The sequence below is a fragment of the Wolbachia endosymbiont (group A) of Paraperithous gnathaulax genome (assembly GCF_964028485.1).
GTDB classification, from domain to species: Bacteria; Pseudomonadota; Alphaproteobacteria; order Rickettsiales; family Anaplasmataceae; genus Wolbachia; species Wolbachia pipientis.
In genome coordinates this window covers 51,976-71,371 of the sequence record NZ_OZ034784.1, presented here as the reverse complement: position 1 = coordinate 71,371, position 19,396 = coordinate 51,976, and the positions used below count along the sequence as shown (strand labels likewise).

Annotated in this window: 21 protein-coding genes and 3 tRNA genes; 13 read left to right on the top strand and 11 right to left on the bottom strand. The window is 36.5% G+C overall.

Going from position 1 to position 19,396, the window contains the following annotated elements:
- The first annotated feature begins 4 nt into the window (after nucleotides 1-4).
- The 3 genes from ABWU74_RS00395 to ccmE are packed head-to-tail and all read left to right on the top strand — an operon-like array spanning nucleotide 5 to nucleotide 1,387.
- Nucleotides 5-877: a biotin--[acetyl-CoA-carboxylase] ligase gene (locus ABWU74_RS00395; protein WP_209472430.1), complete on the top strand. Its 873-nt coding sequence runs from the start codon at nucleotides 5-7 to the stop codon at nucleotides 875-877.
- Nucleotides 874-1,011: a hypothetical protein gene (locus ABWU74_RS00390; protein ID WP_209472432.1), complete on the top strand. Its 138-nt coding sequence runs from the start codon at nucleotides 874-876 to the stop codon at nucleotides 1,009-1,011. Before ABWU74_RS00395 ends, ABWU74_RS00390 begins: the two co-directional genes overlap by 4 nt.
- Entirely contained in the window at nucleotides 995-1,387 is a 393-nt protein-coding gene (gene ccmE / locus ABWU74_RS00385; protein ID WP_174515681.1) for a cytochrome c maturation protein CcmE, read from the top strand. Before ABWU74_RS00390 ends, ccmE begins: the two co-directional genes overlap by 17 nt.
- 70 nt (nucleotides 1,388-1,457) lie before the next feature.
- Here ccmE and ABWU74_RS00380 read toward each other — a convergent pair whose 3' ends face one another.
- The 4 genes from ABWU74_RS00380 to ABWU74_RS00365 form a co-directional block, all read right to left on the bottom strand.
- On the bottom strand, nucleotides 1,458-1,892 hold the full coding sequence (locus ABWU74_RS00380) for a hypothetical protein (RefSeq protein ID WP_209472434.1): 435 nt from the start codon (nucleotides 1,890-1,892) through the stop codon (nucleotides 1,458-1,460).
- A gap of 99 nt (nucleotides 1,893-1,991) precedes the next feature.
- The gene (locus tag ABWU74_RS00375; RefSeq protein ID WP_264329450.1) at nucleotides 1,992-2,297 is read right to left on the bottom strand and encodes a hypothetical protein; all 306 of its coding nucleotides are present in this window, start codon (nucleotides 2,295-2,297) and stop codon (nucleotides 1,992-1,994) included.
- An 82-nt stretch (nucleotides 2,298-2,379) separates the two neighbouring features.
- Nucleotides 2,380-3,882, bottom strand: a complete 1,503-nt coding sequence (locus ABWU74_RS00370) for a magnesium transporter MgtE N-terminal domain-containing protein (RefSeq protein ID WP_353289317.1) — start codon at nucleotides 3,880-3,882, stop codon at nucleotides 2,380-2,382.
- A 212-nt stretch (nucleotides 3,883-4,094) separates the two neighbouring features.
- Nucleotides 4,095-4,170: transfer RNA gene (locus tag ABWU74_RS00365), tRNA-Ala, on the bottom strand.
- 342 nt (nucleotides 4,171-4,512) lie between these two features.
- On the opposite strand from ABWU74_RS00365, the gene ABWU74_RS00360 reads away from it, so the two are divergent.
- A tRNA-Lys gene (locus ABWU74_RS00360) sits at nucleotides 4,513-4,585 on the top strand.
- A 19-nt stretch (nucleotides 4,586-4,604) separates the two neighbouring features.
- Nucleotides 4,605-5,858 (top strand): NADH-quinone oxidoreductase subunit NuoF, encoded by a 1,254-nt coding sequence (nuoF, locus tag ABWU74_RS00355; protein ID WP_010962959.1) that lies wholly within the window; start codon nucleotides 4,605-4,607, stop codon nucleotides 5,856-5,858.
- A 28-nt stretch (nucleotides 5,859-5,886) separates the two neighbouring features.
- Here the strand turns inward: nuoF and infC are convergent, their stop codons facing one another.
- The 4 genes from infC to nuoI are packed head-to-tail and all read right to left on the bottom strand — an operon-like array spanning nucleotide 5,887 to nucleotide 9,103.
- Nucleotides 5,887-6,405, bottom strand: coding sequence for a translation initiation factor IF-3 (infC, locus tag ABWU74_RS00350; RefSeq protein ID WP_006279610.1), 519 nt, complete (start codon nucleotides 6,403-6,405; stop codon nucleotides 5,887-5,889).
- A 12-nt stretch (nucleotides 6,406-6,417) separates the two neighbouring features.
- The gene (gene thrS, locus ABWU74_RS00345) at nucleotides 6,418-8,319 is read right to left on the bottom strand and encodes a threonine--tRNA ligase (RefSeq protein WP_010962960.1); all 1,902 of its coding nucleotides are present in this window, start codon (nucleotides 8,317-8,319) and stop codon (nucleotides 6,418-6,420) included.
- Nucleotides 8,312-8,560, bottom strand: a complete 249-nt coding sequence (locus ABWU74_RS00340) for a hypothetical protein (protein WP_341821891.1) — start codon at nucleotides 8,558-8,560, stop codon at nucleotides 8,312-8,314. Before ABWU74_RS00340 ends, thrS begins: the two co-directional genes overlap by 8 nt.
- A gap of 60 nt (nucleotides 8,561-8,620) precedes the next feature.
- Nucleotides 8,621-9,103, bottom strand: a complete 483-nt coding sequence (gene nuoI, locus ABWU74_RS00335; protein ID WP_353289316.1) for an NADH-quinone oxidoreductase subunit NuoI — start codon at nucleotides 9,101-9,103, stop codon at nucleotides 8,621-8,623.
- A gap of 131 nt (nucleotides 9,104-9,234) precedes the next feature.
- On the opposite strand from nuoI, the gene mnmE reads away from it, so the two are divergent.
- The 4 genes from mnmE to ABWU74_RS00315 all read left to right on the top strand — a co-directional run bounded on the left by mnmE (nucleotide 9,235) and on the right by ABWU74_RS00315 (nucleotide 12,805).
- Nucleotides 9,235-10,761, top strand: a complete 1,527-nt coding sequence (gene mnmE, locus ABWU74_RS00330) for a tRNA uridine-5-carboxymethylaminomethyl(34) synthesis GTPase MnmE (RefSeq protein ID WP_010082336.1) — start codon at nucleotides 9,235-9,237, stop codon at nucleotides 10,759-10,761.
- A 47-nt stretch (nucleotides 10,762-10,808) separates the two neighbouring features.
- Nucleotides 10,809-10,896, top strand: a tRNA-Ser gene (locus ABWU74_RS00325).
- 168 nt (nucleotides 10,897-11,064) lie between these two features.
- Entirely contained in the window at nucleotides 11,065-12,081 is a 1,017-nt protein-coding gene (locus ABWU74_RS00320) for an NAD(P)/FAD-dependent oxidoreductase (RefSeq protein WP_038199260.1), read from the top strand.
- Nucleotides 12,082-12,682: 601 nt separating this feature from the next.
- On the top strand, nucleotides 12,683-12,805 hold the full coding sequence (locus ABWU74_RS00315; protein WP_255317430.1) for a hypothetical protein: 123 nt from the start codon (nucleotides 12,683-12,685) through the stop codon (nucleotides 12,803-12,805).
- Nucleotides 12,806-12,825: 20 nt separating this feature from the next.
- Here the strand turns inward: ABWU74_RS00315 and ABWU74_RS00310 are convergent, their stop codons facing one another.
- From ABWU74_RS00310 to rpmF, 3 genes are read right to left on the bottom strand one after another with little or no spacing between them, the layout of a single operon-like run.
- Entirely contained in the window at nucleotides 12,826-13,782 is a 957-nt protein-coding gene (locus ABWU74_RS00310; protein ID WP_209472442.1) for a beta-ketoacyl-ACP synthase III, read from the bottom strand.
- Nucleotides 13,775-14,812, bottom strand: a complete 1,038-nt coding sequence (gene plsX / locus ABWU74_RS00305) for a phosphate acyltransferase PlsX (RefSeq protein WP_209473375.1) — start codon at nucleotides 14,810-14,812, stop codon at nucleotides 13,775-13,777. Before plsX ends, ABWU74_RS00310 begins: the two co-directional genes overlap by 8 nt.
- Nucleotides 14,813-14,822: 10 nt before the next feature.
- On the bottom strand, nucleotides 14,823-15,005 hold the full coding sequence (rpmF, locus tag ABWU74_RS00300) for a 50S ribosomal protein L32 (protein ID WP_010962967.1): 183 nt from the start codon (nucleotides 15,003-15,005) through the stop codon (nucleotides 14,823-14,825).
- A gap of 583 nt (nucleotides 15,006-15,588) precedes the next feature.
- Here rpmF and ABWU74_RS00295 point away from each other — a divergent pair.
- The 4 genes from ABWU74_RS00295 (at nucleotide 15,589) to dxr (ending at nucleotide 19,119) form a co-directional block, all read left to right on the top strand.
- Nucleotides 15,589-16,371: an MlaE family ABC transporter permease gene (locus ABWU74_RS00295; RefSeq protein WP_353289315.1), complete on the top strand. Its 783-nt coding sequence runs from the start codon at nucleotides 15,589-15,591 to the stop codon at nucleotides 16,369-16,371.
- On the top strand, nucleotides 16,364-17,065 hold the full coding sequence (locus ABWU74_RS00290) for an ABC transporter ATP-binding protein (protein WP_006279859.1): 702 nt from the start codon (nucleotides 16,364-16,366) through the stop codon (nucleotides 17,063-17,065). Before ABWU74_RS00295 ends, ABWU74_RS00290 begins: the two co-directional genes overlap by 8 nt.
- Nucleotides 17,066-17,385: 320 nt before the next feature.
- A complete protein-coding gene (locus ABWU74_RS00285; RefSeq protein ID WP_010082318.1) occupies nucleotides 17,386-17,883 on the top strand; it encodes a hypothetical protein in 498 nt (165 codons plus the stop codon).
- 72 nt (nucleotides 17,884-17,955) lie between these two features.
- On the top strand, nucleotides 17,956-19,119 hold the full coding sequence (gene dxr / locus ABWU74_RS00280; RefSeq protein ID WP_070356952.1) for a 1-deoxy-D-xylulose-5-phosphate reductoisomerase: 1,164 nt from the start codon (nucleotides 17,956-17,958) through the stop codon (nucleotides 19,117-19,119).
- The last annotated feature ends 277 nt before the right edge of the window (nucleotides 19,120-19,396 follow it).

The following is a 19,396-nucleotide window of genomic DNA, read 5'->3' as shown; positions in this document are numbered from 1 at the left end:
CAAGGTGATCCCTGAGGGCTTTCATATTCATCATTACAAAGAAGTTTCAAGCACTAATAAAGAAGCGTTGGATTTAATTGATAAAGGAATATCAAATGAAACCGTTATTATTGCCGATAAACAAACAGAAGGCAGGGGGCGCACCGGAAAAAGTTGGGTTTCTCCAGAGGGTAATTTTTATGCGAGTTTGGTGATAAACCTCTTTAACGATTATCTGAATGAAAGCCAGCTTTCGGTGTCATTCCAGCGCGTGACGCTGGAATCTAGAAAAAAAGAAGAATGGATCCCAGTGTCAAGCACTGGGATGACATCAGAGGGCATTGGGATGACAGAGAAGGGTTTGGTGAATAAAATTGCGGATGTTAGCAAATTAACAGAATTGACTTTTGTTACTGCTCTTGCTGTTGGAAATACTATACTGTCATTTATAAATGGTCTAAATCTCCAGTATAAGTGGCCAAATGATGCCCTTATTGATGGCAAGAAAATAAGCGGAATATTGCTTGAAAAAAGATCCAATTCGAATTGGCTCATTATAGGAATTGGAATTAATGTCAGTCATGCACCACTTCCAGGAACAACGTGCATTAGCAATTACGGTGAGTCTGTGTCTAACATAGATCTGTTAAAGGAATTAATAATAAATTTTAATAAGCTAAGAAAGCAATGGCTATTTGATGGGTTTTATGCTATAAGAGAAATGTGGTTAAAAAAAGCATTCAAAATGAATGAGCAAATCAGTGTAAAGTTAGCTGACAAATTGTATGAAGGAATTTTTGCTGATATAGATAAAAGTGGTAAATTGGTGTTGCAGCAAAAGGATGGAAGCTTAATTTATTTTGATGCAGGTGAGTTATTTATTGGCAGTGCATTATGAATACATATGTAATTTTTGCTTACCTTATTAGTTTCACGCTGATTGTTGGAGAGCTAATTTTTACCATTTCTTGCTATACTAAAAGTAAAAAAATTCTAGAAAGCCTGAAAGATAATAATGAAGAAGAAACATAAGCGATTACTTATAACTTCAGGAATTTTCTGCTTTTTAAGCTGCATAGTCTTTTTTATTTTAACAACGCTCAAAGAAAATATCTCATTTTTCTATACAGTAAGTGAGGCAATAGTTTTACCAAATAGTCAAAAGCCAATCCGTGTTGGTGGAATGGTTGTTGAAGATAGTGTGATACGGAGCGAAAGTGAAGTAGTTTTTCAAATGACAGATTTTAACAAAAGCGTTGTGGTAAAATACCAGGGAATACTTCCACCGATGTTTTCAGAAAAAAGTGGTGTTGTTGTGCAAGGTAAAATGTCTGATAATAATACCTTTCTTGCAGATACGGTGTTTGCAAAACATGATGAGAACTATATGCCGAAAGTTTTAAAATAGATTCCTTAATCTGGCTATATTGAAATAGTATGTAGAGAGAGTAACAGCCTGCTAGCAAGCTGTGACTTTCCTAACTACTACAATATATCAGAGTGAGTTGGTGCTTCCCATTCATCATATTATCACCACCAATTGTTCCTGTTTTTAATTTTTCAACCTCTTCTTTTAGGTTGTTAAGGTTTCCTTCCAAAATTTTATAATCCTTCTCAGCCTCTATAGCTATCATCTCAAGCCTATCTAAATCTTTATACAATAGATCCACTTCATCTTGACGATCCTTCAGCTCATTATTCAATTTAGGAACAAATGTGTCGTTTAAATCTGCGATTAGTTTATCTAGAATTTTGTGAACGTAATTGACCGATGCATTCTTTTCTTTATCGCTCTCAAAAGATTTAGGCTTAATTTTGACCTCTATGTCGTCTATTACTCTAGGGTTATCTCCGCCTATTTCGCTTATTAATTCAAAGTTGCTTTCGCTTTCTTTTACACTGTAATTACTCATATTAACTTCTATAAAAAATTATACTTTTAAAATCAACTCAGCTACATTGAAATGGTATGTGGAGAAAGTAATAGCCTAGAGACTATTACTCTTTCCAGTTTAACCCCAATCTGGTTCACTAGTGGTATTGTCTTCTAATTCTTTTACTCTTGTCTGTAAGTTATTCAGGCTCTGTACTAAACCACTATCTACATTACCAACGTCTTCAATCAGTTGATTGACTTTTTCTTGTTCTCCATGCAAGTTAGTATTTACTTGCACAACAAGTCCGTCATTCATACTTTCAATCAGTTTATCAATAACACTATGAGTATAACTAACTTTCGCATTTTTATCTTTATTCGTTTCGTAATTTGTCGGTTTTGCAAGGGTAACTTTACTTATAATTTTTGGTTCATTGGCCATATAAACTACCTCATTAAAATTTAAAATTTCAAATAAAATCAACTATAGAAATATAAAAAGCTCTTTTCAAACCCATAAATATTTAGCTCAACAATACTTCGTATCCAGTCTGAAAGTACTCTTCCATTACCATTAGTTCAGCATTGGCGTTTTGAAGAGGGCCCTCCCATTTAGGTTCATCAGCAGAATCTCCAAGTTTCTTAATCAGCTCAAGGATTTCCTTTTGTTTTTCATTTTGTTCATCAAGTTTCCCTTTTAATGCATCAATAATAGCTTTAGACTGATCTTGATTGCTGAGATCACCAATCACAGCTGTCACTTTCTCATAAGGCAGTTTGTGAATAATCTCTTTAAGCTCTTCTGCACCTACGTTATCCAAAAGTTCTTTAAACTGCTCATTAGACATATTGCGAGCAAAAGCTTGAAGTTTGTCTGGGTTATCAACTAAAGACTTAATGATAATCTGGATCCTATTAGAATCAGTTAAATCCTGAGCAATTGCTTCGAGTTTCTCAGGATCAAGCTTATTAACTAAGTCTTTCAGTTGGTCTTCTTGCAGACTATTTACTAAAGCTTTCAACTGATCACCTTCTAATTCTTTGGAGAGTATTGTCAAGTGGTGCTCAGCCAAGTCTTTTGCAAGCACTGTAAATTGCTCGTCATTTAAAGTTTTAATAAGTGCTTTGAACTGATCCACTTTTAAGTGAGGTAAAATTTCTTTTACTTGCTCTGAATTTAATTTTCTCACTAGAGCTTCAAGCTGAGTATCATTTAAAATAGGAACAATTATTTGTAACTTTTCTGGATTTAGTTCCTGAGCGAGGGTTTTTAGCTGGTGATTGGTTAGATGATCCACTAAAGCTTGGAGTTGTTCATCTGTTAAGTTCTCTGCTAAGGCCTGCAACTGGCTTGAGCTCAGTTCAGGAATTATTTTTTGCAGTTGCTCGTTACTAAGAGTATTGGCAAGAGTTTTTAGTTGGCCGTCTGTTAGGCCCTGAATAAAAACTTTAGTAAACGCGTTTGATAGCAACAGTAGCACATCTCTTATATATCTCTCACCGTAGTATAACATAATGTCTTGTAATACCTCATTGTCAGGTGAATCGATTATATTTCCTGCCTCGTCTGAAAAATAATATTTATTGTTGCCAGTATCTGAATCTTCCCATGTTACATATTTGTATTCCAATTTTTTTGATTTAATAGAACTGCTACACATAGTTTTGAAAGGCTGCACAAGCTCTCTTGTATATGATAACTTAGCCAACTCATTACCGTAATATACAAATGTATAGTTACTTTTTACATAATCTAAGTTAGAATCACTTTTATAATCTTTGGCTACCAGATTTCCTTCATTTTCTTCCTCCAGACATATGTAACTGTCTAGGCAAGAACTGCTGCAAAGTTTTATAGGCAATAAGCCTAGTACTACATCGTTTTTATCATCCAGCGATACAAGCTCAACTTTTTTAATAGGCATTGTAGGATCATTACCTTCAGGCCACTTTATCCTTGTAGTCGGGGTTTTTCTAAACACCTCTTTTCCAGGTATCATCTTAAAAACATGCTTTTTTCCACTCATAGGCGTTACCAATAAATTAATTGTTAGTATTCTAACATTTATTGATTAATTTATTGTTAAGTTAGTATATATTACAATTGTAATAACCAACATTACTTGTGTAGAGAAAAGTTACGAAAAGAAATAGAGATTTTCAGGGAAATAGTATAAAATCCTCATAGATTAAAATAAGCTGCTTTGACAGGTTTTGTGGCGGCTAGAGCTGTATAGACTGGTGGAGGCAAGCGGGATCGAACCGCTGACCTTCTGCGTGCAAAACAGATGCTCTACCAGCTGAGCTATACCCCCAGGTAATTCTTGCTTAAAGCATAAATCACTCAGGCTGAAATGCAAGAAATATTTATCTATTAGGCTATTGCTAAATAGTGTACAAATTCTGCAGGGTGTACACACTTCTCTATTTTTTTTGTCTCCTTAGCGTTATACGTCACACCATCCAAATAAATCTGTGAACTGAAAATTAACAAGAAGTTTTCCTTTGGAAATTTTTTTAAATTATTCATAGATTTTTTAACTAAATTATCACTAACGCAGTATATTATATAATTTATTTAACCACACATGAAAATTTTAGTTTGATTAAAACGGATAAAAACTGTATTGATGTTTAGTATAGCTGAAAAATGAAATGATCCCGTAGCTCAGCCGGTAGAGCAACTGACTTTTAATCAGTGGGTCACGCGTTCGAATCGCGTCGGGATCACTCACAAATTTTGAAAAACATGCTAAAAGAACAAGACAAAATATTCACCAACCTAAATGGTAAAGGAACTCCACTACTTGAGGGTGCAAAAAAACGTGGTAGCTGGCAAAAAACAAAGGAATTACTGGATTTAGGATCAGAAAAGATCATTGATGAAGTAAAGAAATCTGGTTTGAGAGGTCGAGGGGGTGCAGGATTTTCCACCGGCCTTAAGTGGAGCTTTATGCCCAAAAATCTCCCAAAAGCATATTTAGTAGTCAATGCAGATGAGTCAGAACCTGGTACATGTAAAGATAGAGATATATTGCGATATGAGCCACATAAGTTACTTGAGGGAATTCTCCTGGCCGGCAAAGCGATCAGCGCATCAGTTGCATATATTTATATCAGGGGTGAATTTTATAATGAATATTTAGTTCTAAAAAAAGCACTTGAGGAAGCCTATAAAGAAGGTTTAATTGGAAAAAATGCCTGCAAATCAGGTTATGATCTTGATGTGTTTATCCATAGGGGCGCAGGAGCTTACATATGTGGGGAAGAAACAGCTCAACTCGAATCAATTGAAGGAAAAAAGGGCTTTCCTCGCATGAAGCCTCCATTTCCCGCAGGTGTTGGACTTTTTGGCTGCCCAACCACAATAAACAACGTTGAAACTATAGCCATGGTTCCAGATATTCTGAATCGCGGAGGAGAATGGTTTGCATCTCTTGGTAAACCAAATAATACTGGTACCAAGGTCTTTTGTATTTCAGGGCACGTAAACAACCCGTGTAATGTTGAAGAAGAGCTCGGAATTCCATTACGTGAATTAATTGAAAAATACGCAGGTGGAGTGCGAGGAGGTTGGGATAATTTACTTGCTGTAATACCTGGTGGGTCTTCAGTGCCATTAATTCCAAAATCTATATGTGATACTATTGAAATGGATTTTGATTCATTAAGAACTGCACAATCAGGGCTTGGTACTGCTGCTGTAATAGTGATGAATAAATCAACTGATATAATAGCTGCAATAGAGAGGTTATCACACTTTTATATGCATGAGTCCTGTGGACAATGCACACCATGCCGTGAAGGTACTGGATGGATGTGGAGGATTATGAAGAGGATGGTGGCAGGAGATATTAAGCCTGATGAAATAGATAAGCTGCTTGACCTTACAACTCAAATAGAAGGACATACAATTTGCGCACTTGGCGATGCTGCAGCTTGGCCGATTCAAGGATTAATAAGACATTTTCGCCATGTTATCAAAGAGAGAGCGATAATTTAACTTTACTTATACTTCTTAAGCCGTTTTGCTACTTAGCAACCAGAGCTAAAAAATATTGATTCCCTTCTCTTTTAGGTGCCAATTCTACCTTTGCGATATCTTCAGTGTCTCGAATTAGCCGTTCTAATTTTTCCAGTCCAACTTCAGTGTTTATAAGCTCTCTCCCTCTAAATCTCATTGTGACTTTAATTTTATGTCCGTGGGCAAGTAAGTCTCTTGCTTGACGCAATTTTGTTCCGTAATCGTGATCACCAATATTGGGACCCAGTTTAATTTCTTTTATAGTTAATGTTTTTTGTTTCTTTTTTGCTTCACTTGCTTTCTTTTTTATATCATACTTTTGCTTGCTATAATCCAGAATTTTACATACTGGAGGGGTTGAATCAGGTGCAATTTCCACCAAGTCTAAACCAACACCCTGTGCAAATTCCAAAGCTCGTTCTATTGGCACGATTCCGACCATTTCACCACTATGATCAACTAAGCGTACCTCCTTAGCTGTGATAAATCCATTAATTCTGTTTTTATTGTTCTTTTTAACTTGCAAACTTTAACTCCCTTAATTCAAATTAATACTTTTTAACAGCGATTCATTAGCCTTTTCCAAAGAAAAAGACTCCTGTCTTTCCGATCCTAAATTTCTTACTGACACAGTTTTACTTGTAACTTCATTTTTGCCTACAATCCACAATATAGGAACCTTGTTTGAACTATGCAAACGTATCTTATAACTAATTTTTTCATTGGTCAAATCAGTCTTGACTCTCACACCTTGTTCTTTTAAAATATTGCTAATTTCTGTGGCGTAACCGTCAGCTTCATTTGTAATGGTCAGAATAGCAAGTTGCGTTGGAGCAAGCCAAACTGGAAATTTTCCTGCATAATTTTCTATCAAAATTCCGATAAAACGCTCAAAAGTCCCAAGAATTGCCCTATGTAACATGACAGGGTGATGCTTGTGCCCATCTGCCCCTATATAAAAAGCTCCCAGACGTTCTGGTAAAATGAAATCAACTTGTAATGTTCCACATTGCCAATTTCTGCCTATTGCGTCTTTCAAAACGAACTCTAACTTTGGACCATAAAATGCACCTTCACCAGGGTTAAGTTTATAACTCAAGCCCGCTTCTTTAACGGCTTCAAGCAGCGCTTTTTCAGCTCTATCCCACACTTCATCATTACCTGCTCTAATATCTGGACGGTCTGAAAATTTCACAGAAATTTCATTAAATCCAAGCTCTGAATATACTTCTTTTAAAAGGTCACAAAACTTTATAGTCTCAGAATTCACTTGTTCTTCCATACAAAAAATGTGTGCATCGTCTTGCGTAAAACCACGCACTCGCATCAGTCCGTGCAATGAGCCTGAGCTTTCATTTCTATGGCATGTGCCAAACTCTGCCATACGTATTGGTAAATCACGGTAGCTCCTGGTGTGAGAATTAAAAATCTGCACATGACAAGGACAATTCATGGGTTTTATTGCTAACTTTTTATTCTCAGATTCGTCAACAATAAACATATTTTCACGAAACTTATCCCAATGTCCAGATCTTTCCCACAGCTCTTTACTTACTAAAATAGGAGTTTTTACCTCAAAATAGCCATTATTTATTAGCTTCTTTCTGATGTAAGACTCAAGAACATTATATAGAATATATCCTTGTTCATGCCAAAAAACCTGCCCAACAGCTTCCTCTTGAATGTGAAATAAATCCATATCCTTAGCAATTTTGCGGTGATCACGTTTTTCTGCTTCTTTGAGGCACTCAAGGTAAGCGTTTAATTCATCCTTATTTCCCCATGCTGTGCCATATATTCGCTGCAACATTGGGCCCTTAGAATCACCACGCCAGTATGCACCCGCTACTTTCATAAGTTTAAACGCTTTAACTCTACCGGTTGATGGTGAGTGCGGACCACGGCATAGGTCAACAAAATCACCTTGCCTATAAACAGTTAGGTTTTCACCCTCTGGTATGGATGAGATAATATCAACCTTATATTTTTCGCCTATACCACTAAAGAAATCAACTGACTGCTTGCGAGTCCAAACTTCTCGAACAAATCTGTGGTTACTTTTTACAATCTCTTTCATTTTCTTTTCTATTGCGGTAAGATCGTCCGTAGTGAAGGTACGATCTGTAGCAAAATCATAGTAAAAACCGTCCTGAATTGTTGGGCCGATAGTAATCTGAGTATTAGGAAATAGCTCTTTCACTGCCTGCGCCATTATATGAGCAGCATCATGCCTTATTATATCTAAACCCACTTCGTCACTCAGTTGTATCACCTCTATCTCTGCATCAGCTTCAATTTCACGTGAGAGGTCATATAGCTCACCATTTACTTTCAATGCAACTACTTCTTTCAAAGCATCCGGTTGTAATATATCAAAGCCAGTGACTTTACCACTGTATTCTTTTACTTTTTGTTCGGTTGAAAAAGTAACCCTAACCATAAATAAACCTATACGGACATGTAGCTTGAAGGCGGTTTGCTTCTTCCAACGGTGTCATCCCAGTGTCACGCACATAGCCATACGAACATTCATTTTCGAAGGTAAATTGCACAGCAAATGGTGTCATCCCAGTGCTTGACACTGGAATCCAGCTTTTTTGTAATTTCATTGAAAATGTTGCATAGTGTGCTTGTTCACAATCAATTTTACTGGATCCCAGTGTCAAGCACTGGGATGACACCACCCCTAGTGGGCACTGCCCCTAAATCATAATGGATAACAGGGTTATAAGCTCTGAACATTAATAATAAGGCCTATTCTTTTTTAACCTGAGTGCAATTGCGTCTTCCCAAACTTCACCATTACGCAATAACTTTTCTTTATTGTACATTAGCTCCTCTCTTGTTTCAGTAGCAAATTCAAAGTTAGGACCTTCAACAATTGCATCAACTGGACATGCCTCTTGGCAAAGTCCGCAGTATATGCATTTTGTCATATCAATATCATAGCGCGTGGTGCGGCGACTACCGTCTTCTCTTTCCTCTGCTTCAATAACTATTGCTTGAGCAGGGCAGATAACTTCACATAATTTACAAGCTATGCATCGTTCTTCACCGTTTGGATACCTACGCAACGCATGCTCACCACGAAACCTTGGACTTAAAGGGCCCTTCTCCATAGAATACCTCAAAGTAACCTTTGGCTTAAACATATATTTTAATGTAATAACAAACCCTTTAATTAACTCTACAAAAGACCAGTACCAAGCTAATTTCTTGAGCATAAAATATTTAAAACTTGTGTCAGTCATTATAAATCATATTATCAGTTTTCAAAATAAATATTTTCACCTGGGTGACTTTTTAGGTATTTTGGTTTCTTAAGTGTAATATTGCTAAGTAGTTTATATAAATAATGACAAACACAAATGAAACTATTTTCGCTTTATCGACCGTATTTGGTAAGTCAGGAGTTGCAGTAATCAGAATTTCAGGCAACTACGCGCTTAAAGCTTTAAATCATTTTCATATTAAGAAAGAAATTAAACCAAGATTTGCTACTTTAGTTGATCTATATGATGATTCCAGTCAATTGATAGATAATGGAATAATCATCTATTTCCCTGCTCCAAACAGTTTCACTGGCGAGGACGTTATAGAGTTACAAGTGCATGGAAGCAAGGCAGTTATAAAAATCATCTTGGAGGAATTATCAAAAGTTTTCGTTATGGCCAAGCCTGGAGAATTCTCACTTAGGGCTTTTCTAAATGGTAAATTTGACTTAACGCAAATAGAAGGGATTGCAGACTTAATTGATGCTGAGACGAAAATGCAAGCTAAACAAGCGATTAAGCAGATATCAGGAGAATTGGAGAGACTATACAGCAATTGGAGGCAAAGATTAATAACGATACAATCCAAAATCGAAGCATATATAGACTTTCCAGAGGACATTTGGGCAGAAAAAAGTGAATTGGAAAAAATTAATAATGAAGTGCAATCTCTCGTGCAGTTGATACAAGAGCATTTAAATGATAATAGACGGGGCGAAAGGTTGCGTGAGGGTTTACATATTGTAATAACTGGTGAACCAAATGTCGGTAAATCAACTCTGTTTAATTTCTTAGCCAAGCGTGATATTGCTATTGTTTCTGAATATGCAGGCACAACAAGAGATATACTTGAAGCTCATATTGACATTGGCGGATACCCAATCATTCTCTCTGATACTGCTGGAATTCGTGAAAGTTCAGATCCAATAGAATTAGAAGGTATAAGTCGAGCGAAAAAGAGGTCTTTTGAAGCTGATTTAAGAATAGAGCTATTTCCTTTTGAACAACGACACGATGTCAATTATCAAGCCACAGGCAATATACCATCTGTCGTTGACACACAACTATGCAAATATTGTAATCAACAAACGGTGTCATCCCAGTGCTTGACACTGGGATCCAGATATAAAAATACTTGCAAATTATGCAATAGACAATGGATTCTAGAAACATGTGCTGAAAACAATGTTCATAGCTGGATTCCAGTGTCAGCTACTTGCATGACATCAGACCAAAATGACACCATTTATGTATTGAGCAAAGCTGACGATGTTATCAATAATCACAATATAAAAATTAATGGCATAGATCTTTTACCCATTTCTATTCTAAAGGAAATAGGTACAAACAAATTGATCTCTCTCATAAAAGAGAAGGCAGAGGAAAAATTTGGGCATGATAGAGACACTCCTGTAATCACTCGGCAAAGACATAGGAATCACATGAAGAAAGCACTGGAACATTTACAACGTTTTAATATCGATAATCCAATTGAGTTGATATCTGAAGATTTGAGGCTTGCTGCATTTGAACTTGGTGCGGTGATTGGAATTATTGATGTTGAGGAAATATTGAGTAGTGTGTTTAGCAACTTTTGCGTGGGCAAGTAAAGCTTTTATAGATTGCTTAAAATCAAATGTTGTGATAGAAAAGAAATGGACGGATGGCCGAGCGGTTTAAGGCACCAGTCTTGAAAACTGACGTACGTGATGAGCGTACCATGGGTTCGAATCCCATTCCGTCCGCACAGCATCTCGCTATGCTAGCTGATTTTTAGAGCTTATTTGGACTATGTGGTTCATAACGCTGGAAATCTTGTCTAATCTAGCCACATCTTTTAAAAATACATCCCTTTGTAAATTGACCTTGTTAGCAAAGAAAGCTAATATCTATAAATAGATCACCATCTGAATATGAAAACCGATATAGTAATAATAGGTGCAGGACCTGTTGGAATATTCACTGCTTTTCAAGCGGGAATGCTTGATATGAGATGTCATATAATAGATGTTTTGGATCAAGCAGGAGGACAATGCACAGCTCTTTACCCAGAAAAGCCAATATATGATATACCTGGTTATCCTGTAATCACTGCCCAAAAATTAATTGAGCAACTAATGGAGCAATCTTCGCCATTTAAGCCTGTTTACCATTTAAGTCAAAAAGTGGAAAAGATTTCAAATAACGAAGGTGAAAGCTTTACTGTCATAACGAACATAGGTACAGAGGTAAAATGCAAAGCCGTTATTGTTGCTGCAGGTAACGGAATGTTTGAACCTAACCGTCCACCCTTAAGTGGTATATTAGAATATGAAAATAAATCTGTATTTTACAGTGTAAATAAAATTTCTGATTTTCAGGACAAAACTATAGTCATTGCAGGTGGGGGTGATTCTGCGGCTGATTGGACTGTAGAACTTTCTAAAGTTGCGAAGAAAATTTATGTGATACATAGGAGAAAGGAATTTCGCTGCACTCCTGAAACTAGAAATAAATTAGAATCACTTGAAATTGATGGAAAAATAGAACTGGTAGTGCCATATCAATTACACGAACTAGCAGGAGGTAATGGGCAGTTGAGCGCAGTGATAGTAAAAAACATTGCCTCTAAGGAAGAAAAAGAAATATCCGCTGATTTTTTGCTGCCATTTTTTGGACTGTCAATGAATCTTGGTCCAATAAACAATTGGGGTATACAGTTAGAACATAGCCGCATAGTTGTCGACCCAGCTACACTTAAAACCAGTAGAGATAGGATATATGCAATCGGAGATATAGCTATTTATTCAGGCAAACTAAAATTAATACTAAATGGTTTTGCTGAGAGCGCCATGGCTTGTTATGACATATACAAAGTAATCCACAACTCTCCGGTTAATTTTCAATATTCAACCTCAAAGGGAATTCACGGGAAAGAAAAACTTCCTTGACAAACCTCGCCAGCCCCCTTATCATGAAACTGAAGCTATTGTATTTGCTTTCGCCAATCTGCAGATTAAAAGGTAAGGATTACTTAATGTATCGGCGTCTTATGTTCAATTTTTTGCAGTATATAGATACTGTATGTCTTTACAAAACTTCATCTACATCTAGATTTTTATCTAAATAAGCTGAACGCGCTTATAAAGCGTTACAAGACATCAAAAAATGCCAATACTCGACAGAGATAGTAAAAGACTAGCTAACTCGGGGATTCTTTGTCTTTTTTTCTGCTTAGTAAATTTCTTAAACGTTTGCAGCGTAAGTTAGTTGCAATTAAAAGCAGCTAAATTGCAGTGTTTAAGACTTAAAAAACGCCAATACTGAAAATAGACAATGACTAGGGTTTCTTTTGCCTTTTTTTTCATTTGGTAAATTCCTTAATGTTTATGGCTAAACGACAACCGTCATCCCGCTACTTGTTAGCGGGATCTAGAGATACCGCGAATGAATCGCGGTATGACGTAGGACTGCTGTCATTCCAGTGCTCCTTTTTTTGTCATCCGAGTAGCTGACACTGGGATCCAGGAAACTTAACTTTACACCAGGTGAATGTACAATAAGAACTGGATTCCAGACTGGAATGACACCGAAGGGGCTACTGGGATGACAAAAGGGGGCACTGGGATGACAGGAGAAAGAGGCACTGGAATGACAAAGAGGGTACTTGGATGACAGGAGGTAATGCAGGAAGTCTAATAGTGCAGCAACACAGAACCCCAGGTTAGGCCTGCACCTATTGAAATCAGCAGTGCCAGGTTTCCTAATTTTATTTTTGATTTTTGTATTGCATAATCAAGTGCTAGTGGAATTGATGCCGCTGAGGTATTTGCATGCTTATCAACAGTATTAATCACTTTCTCTATAGGGAAATCTAACTTCTTTACTACTGCTTCAATAATACGAATATTTGCTTGATGGGGAATTAGCCAGTCAATATCAGTAATTTTCAAATTATTGCATTTCAGAGTTTCCTCTATTAAGGCTGTTAACTTATCCACTGCATGTTTAAACACTTCTCTTCCATTCATGTATATTTTTCCAGAATCACCAGTAGAGGATACCCCTCCGTTCGTACATAGTATGTCCACATTGCCGTCAGAGTATAAGTTTGTTGATATGATGCCGCTTCTACCCATTTCTGATTTCATCACCACTGCACCAGCACCATCACCAAAGAGTACACAAGTTGACCTATCTTCCCAATCAACAATCCTAGACATTATTTCAGCACCTATAACCAATGCATATTTAATTCTATTGTTAGATTTTATGAGCGAATCAGCAACTGTAACTGCATATATAAAACCAGAGCATGCTGCTTGTACATCAAAAGCAAATGCGTTTTTACATTTTAACTTACTTTGTACAATCGTTGCACAGCTAGGAAAAGTTTTATCAGGAGTTGTTGTAGCAACTATAATCAAGTCAATTTCATCTACTGAAATTTTAGCTTTTTCTATAGCACTTTTTGCTGCATTTACAGCTAGATCTGACGTTAGTTCTCCTTCATCTGCTATATGCCTTTGAACTATTCCTGTTCTCTGCCTTATCCATTCATCGCTCGTCTCAACTATCGATGCAATTTCGTTGTTACTCAACATTTTTCTTGGTAGGTAAGATCCAGTGCTTAATATGAAACTTTTATTCAATATGACTTACCCCGTTAATTATCTTTTGATTTAAATTTTCACTAATTGCATTTACTGCAAATTTTATGGCATGGGCAAAAGAAATAGCATCAGAATTTCCATGACTTTTAATGATGATACCATTCAGCCCTAAAAACATAGCTCCACTTCTAATTTTGGGATTAAAACGCGTTAAAGCTTTATTTAGTTTGGATTTTAACAATATACCAACAAGCATTTTCGCTATCCACGAATTGAATACTTCCTGCTTTATTAGATTGATAAAGGTACTAGCGGTTGCCTCAGCCGTTTTGAGCATTACATTGCCAACAAAACCATCAGCAACAATCACATCTATATTACCCTCTAAAAATTCACTTGCCTCTATATACCCTTTGAAATTAATGCCTGGAGCGTTTTTAAGCAACTCAAAAGCGCCGCGCACTGAGTCATTACCTTTAACTTCTTCTGTGCCGATATTTAGCAAAGCAACTTCAGGATTGTCAATTTTTAATGCTATTTTTGCAAATATACTACCCATTAACGCAAATTGAAATAATGAGTCGGCATTACAATCAACATTTGCACCAAGGTCAAGCAAAGCGAAGCTTTTTGTCTTAGTTGGACAGATAGAGGCAATAGCAGGACGATAAATGTTTGGTAATGTTCCTAAAATAAATCTGGAAATTGCCATCAATGCTCCGGTGTTGCCTGAAGACACCACTCCGAAAGCTTTACCTTTTTTTACTGCCTCAATGGCAGCTTTCATACTTGAGTCTTTACGATGCCTCAGTGCAAAAGATGGCTTATCATTTGCAAGGACATTGTCAGAACAATGAGTAAATTCAGAATTGTTACTTACTTTTTTATATTTCAAAAGCAAAGGAGATACTTCTTCCTTATCTCCATAAATATGAAAAAAAACTTTAATGCCTGGGTCAACAAGGTTGTCTAAAAAAAAACCAGCACCCTGAATTACGGAAAGAGGCGCAAAATCGCCCCCCATAGCGTCAAGTGCAATAACTATATTATTATTGACCGTAGGTAACATATCATAATAGTCACTCTGCCTGTTGCTTGATGAAAACCCGTTTTCCTTTGTAACTGCCATCAACTGCTACGTTATGAGGCAACATGAATTCCCCAGTTGTTGAACATACCACAACATTCTTAGGCTCAATAGCATGATGAGAACGATGCATATTACGCCTTGACTTTGACTTTTTTCTTTTTGGAACTGCCAAAATTTCCTCCATTCTACTACAAAATACAATACATTAGTAACATGTTTTTTACAGGAAGTAAACAGGGATAGTAAAATAAGTAAGGTTTGCTTATGTAATTGAGTTCTATAGCTAAAGTGGCTCTACAATTTGAAAAACCGTCATTCCGCTACTCGTTAGCGGAATCTATACCGCGAATGAATCCATAGCTGTACGAACATTCATTTTTGAAGGTAAATTGCACAACAGATGATGTCATTCCAGTCTGGAATCCAGAAATTTTGCTTATAACTGAGCTGATGAGCTAAAGGTAGTTGTCTTACGCTAAAACAAACGTTTTTAATTAAGTTGCATAGAAGCTGGATCCCAGTGTCTGGGCACTGGCCCACTGGTGGGAATTGCTCCCAAACTACAACGTTCGTACAGTTGTGGATACCGTGGCGGTATGACGTAGGGAAACCTTTCTTGGGTTAGCTATATGAGCTTTAAATTAAAACATCAAGTATGTTGAACTTAAAACATATCTCAGCTATACTTTGCGATAAAGTTAATAAAAATTTTAATAAAATCAGTAAGACTAACCTCTAGCTAAAATGAATACAAAGTGAGCTTTTTTGATATAAATAGTGTTAGAATAATTGGTAGGTACTTTATCAATTTTTTGTTAAGGCTTGGTAGTGCATTCATATTTTTTATTCAATCTCTATACCACTGCCTTGTGCCACCATATTATTTTAGCAACATAGCAAGACAAATTATAGAGATAGGCTTTTTCTCTCTGCCAATTGTTGGGCTCACTGGAGTTTTTATAGGAGCGGCAATAGTTTTACAAAGTAGCTTGAGTGACCCATTAATTAACCAAGAACAGATAATACCCAAACTTGTTACGATCACTATCATTAAAGAGTTAGGACCAGTTTTGATCAGCTTAATAATGGTAGGAAAGGTTGGATCATCAGTTGCAGCAGAAATTGGTACAATGCTCATCACCGAGCAAATAGATGCACTTACAACCTTGAACATCAACCCTTTTAAATATTTAATTGCACCAAGGATTTTAGCGTCAATCATAGTATTTCCCATACTTACAGTATGTGCAGATTTAATAGGAATATTTGGAGGATGTATCACTGCAGTCTTCGAATTTAACCACAATTTAAATATATACATTAAACACACAGCTCAGTTCTTTAATACGTATGATTTTATAACTGGGCTAATAAAAGCAACTGTATTTGGCGCCATAATTTCTGTCTCAAGCTGCTATTACGGTTACCATTGCAAAGAAGGTGCACGAGGAGTAGGTGTTGCTACAACATCAACTGTTGTTTTATCGTCCATACTGATCATTTTAGCAAACTACATGATTACTTTGATACATGCGTAACCCCATAATATCAATATTGAACTTAAGCTTATCTTTTGATGATAGGACAGTACTAAAAGATCTAAATTTTGATATATTAAAAGGGGAATCATTAGTCATACTTGGTGGCTCAGGAAGCGGCAAATCTGTATTAACAAAAACAATTATCGGCTTGCTTGCTCCAGACTCAGGGTCTGTTAAAATAAATAGTAAAAGCAAAAATAAATTTGGGGTTTTATTTCAAAATTCCGCTTTATTTGACTACGTTACAGTGTGGGAAAATATATCTTTTAATTATAAAAAGCGCTTTAATATCAGCAAAAAAGAGGCAAAACAGCTAGCAATCGAGAAGTTAAATGATGTTGGACTGGAGGAAAGCATAGCAGATATGTTTCCAATAGAGCTATCAGGTGGAATGAAAAAAAGAGTGGCACTTGCAAGGGCGATTGCACACAATCCAGAAATCATTATTTTGGATGAACCAACTTCAGGATTGGACCCAATTATGTCAGATATAGTAAACGAGATAATAATAAAATTATCTAGAGATCTTAACCCTACAATTATCACGATTACACATGATATTCATAGCGCATTTAAAATAGCTGATAAAATAGCAGTATTATATGAAGGGGAGATCATTTCCCATGGAACTGTTCAGGAAATACAAAATACTAATAACGAATATATAAAAAAATTCATTCATTATATATAGCTAAAGATATATACACTATTGCTAACAGTCATATTTTTAAGTTTTAACTTTGTAAAAGGTAGTGAACATTGGAATTCAGATTTTTTTCAAACTGGATCCTATAGCTAACACGTCATACCGCGATTCATTCGCGGTATCTCGGCATAGATTCCGCTAACTAGTAGCGGAATGACGAATTTGTCGTTTTTCAAATTGTCGTAAGTCAGTTTAGCTATATATAGGATGACAGAAATTGTTTGTATTAGCTATATTCAAAAGCTCTATTGATATTTTGCAATATTTGTGATAAAATAATAGCTTAAGGTTGAGAGTAAAAATTTATGAGTGAAGCTCAAGGTCCAAACATTGCAGAATGGCAAGCGCAGCAGCAACACCAAGAGGCTGCTGGTGAGAAAAGTGGTTTTGGTCTTGGTCATAGTGACTCTGTTTCAACAGTTGTCGATGGAATGAAATGGTTGTTCAACTTTCATGAAGGAGCAATTGCTGCTTATAGTAACGTGTTTGAAGGTTTGGTGAGTGGCAGTAGTCTAGTAACATTGTTTGGAAAGTCAGGTAATATGTTTGGCATAAAACTTCTTGAAGGCCTTGCAGAATATTTTTCAGGTGGAGGTGGGGAAGATATGCCATCAGAAGAAATGGATATGGCTCATGGTGATGATGGACATCACTCAGATGATTACCCTCATGCCAATAACGAAATAGCTCATAATGCTGATGGTTTGCAAGACATGCATGATGCAGGTGATCACCATGGTCAATCTTTTTCACCTGGTCCTTCACCATCTGTTGGCGATGACCACGGACATGAACTTGGTTAAACACTTAAAAACTATTGAATAGTTGGAAGAAGGCCTAATAAGAAAAGTTGCTGTTGTTATGAGTTTGTCTTAGTGAAAAAGGTTTCAGTTTTGGGATCAACAGGAAGTGTTGGAAAAAAGACTGTAGATTTGCTCTCAAAGAGAAAAGAAGAATACCAAGTGGAAGCACTAAGTGCCCATTCGAACTTTGCTCTACTGGCACACCAAGCAAAACTGCTAAATGCAAAATATGTTGCTATCTCCGATGAAAGGCTTTACAAAGATTTGAAAGAAAGTTTACTTGGTACAGATGTAAAAATAGCAATTGGTGCTACAAATATTGCTACCATACCTGTTGATCTCTCAGTTGTTGCAATAGTTGGCATTGCAGGCCTTGGGCCAGTTATGGAAGTTATAGAAAGCGGTACCAAAGTCATTGCATTGGCAAACAAAGAAAGCATTGTTTGCGGTGGAAAGTTATTACTCAAAAAAGCTAAAGAAAAAAATGTACAAATAATCCCTATTGACTCTGAGCACAATGCAATTTTTCAAATTTTGCAAAATGACGACAAATGCGTAGAAAAGATCATACTTACTGCTTCTGGTGGACCATTCTTAAATTATAGCCTTGAGCAATTAAGAAATGTTATGGTAGATAAGGCGCTTAGTCACCCCACTTGGAATATGGGAAAGAAAATCTCGGTTGATAGCGCAACAATGATGAATAAGGCACTAGAGATAATAGAAGCACATAACTTGTTTAATATCAGCCCGGATAAAATTGAAGCAATAGTGCATCCTGAGTCAATAGTACATGGAATTGTAACTTATAAGGATGGGTTCAACTTTGCTGTGCTTGCAGAAACTGACATGGCAATTCCTATTTCATATGCTCTATCTTGGCCGGAAAGATCAGCTTTAAATCGTAAATTAGATTTAACAAAGCAAGGAAAATTGACCTTTCAAGAACCAGACCATAAGCGTTTTCCTGCGCTAAAGCTTAGCATGGCAGTGTTAAACTCTTCTGCTCCACAAACAAACAGTATTGTGCTCAATGCTGCAAATGAAATAGCTGTTAATGAATTTTTGAAGTCACGAATCGGCTTTTTAAAAATAGTAGAGGTAGTGGAATCAACAATGGAAAGTTTTGGTAGTTATACTGATATTAATTCACTATCTGATATAATAAATATTGATTATGAAAGTCGTATTATTGCTCACAAAATTGTTGAAAGTAAAGTTGTTGCGTATAGCTAGAGTAATGTAACCAGACTGCATTCTGTGATTTTTAGCAAAACACGATACACAATCGTCATTCCGCTACTAGTTAGCGGAATCTATGCCGAGATACCGCGAATGAATCGCGGTATGACGGTTCGCGGTGGTATGACGGTTAAGTAATTCGTCATCCCGCTGCTTGTTAGCGGGATCTAGAGATACCGCGGCGGTATGACGGTTCGCGGCGGCATAGCTATCTTCAAAAATATGGTTGAATAATTGTTAATAATAGTGTATAATTATTAATATTTTTAAG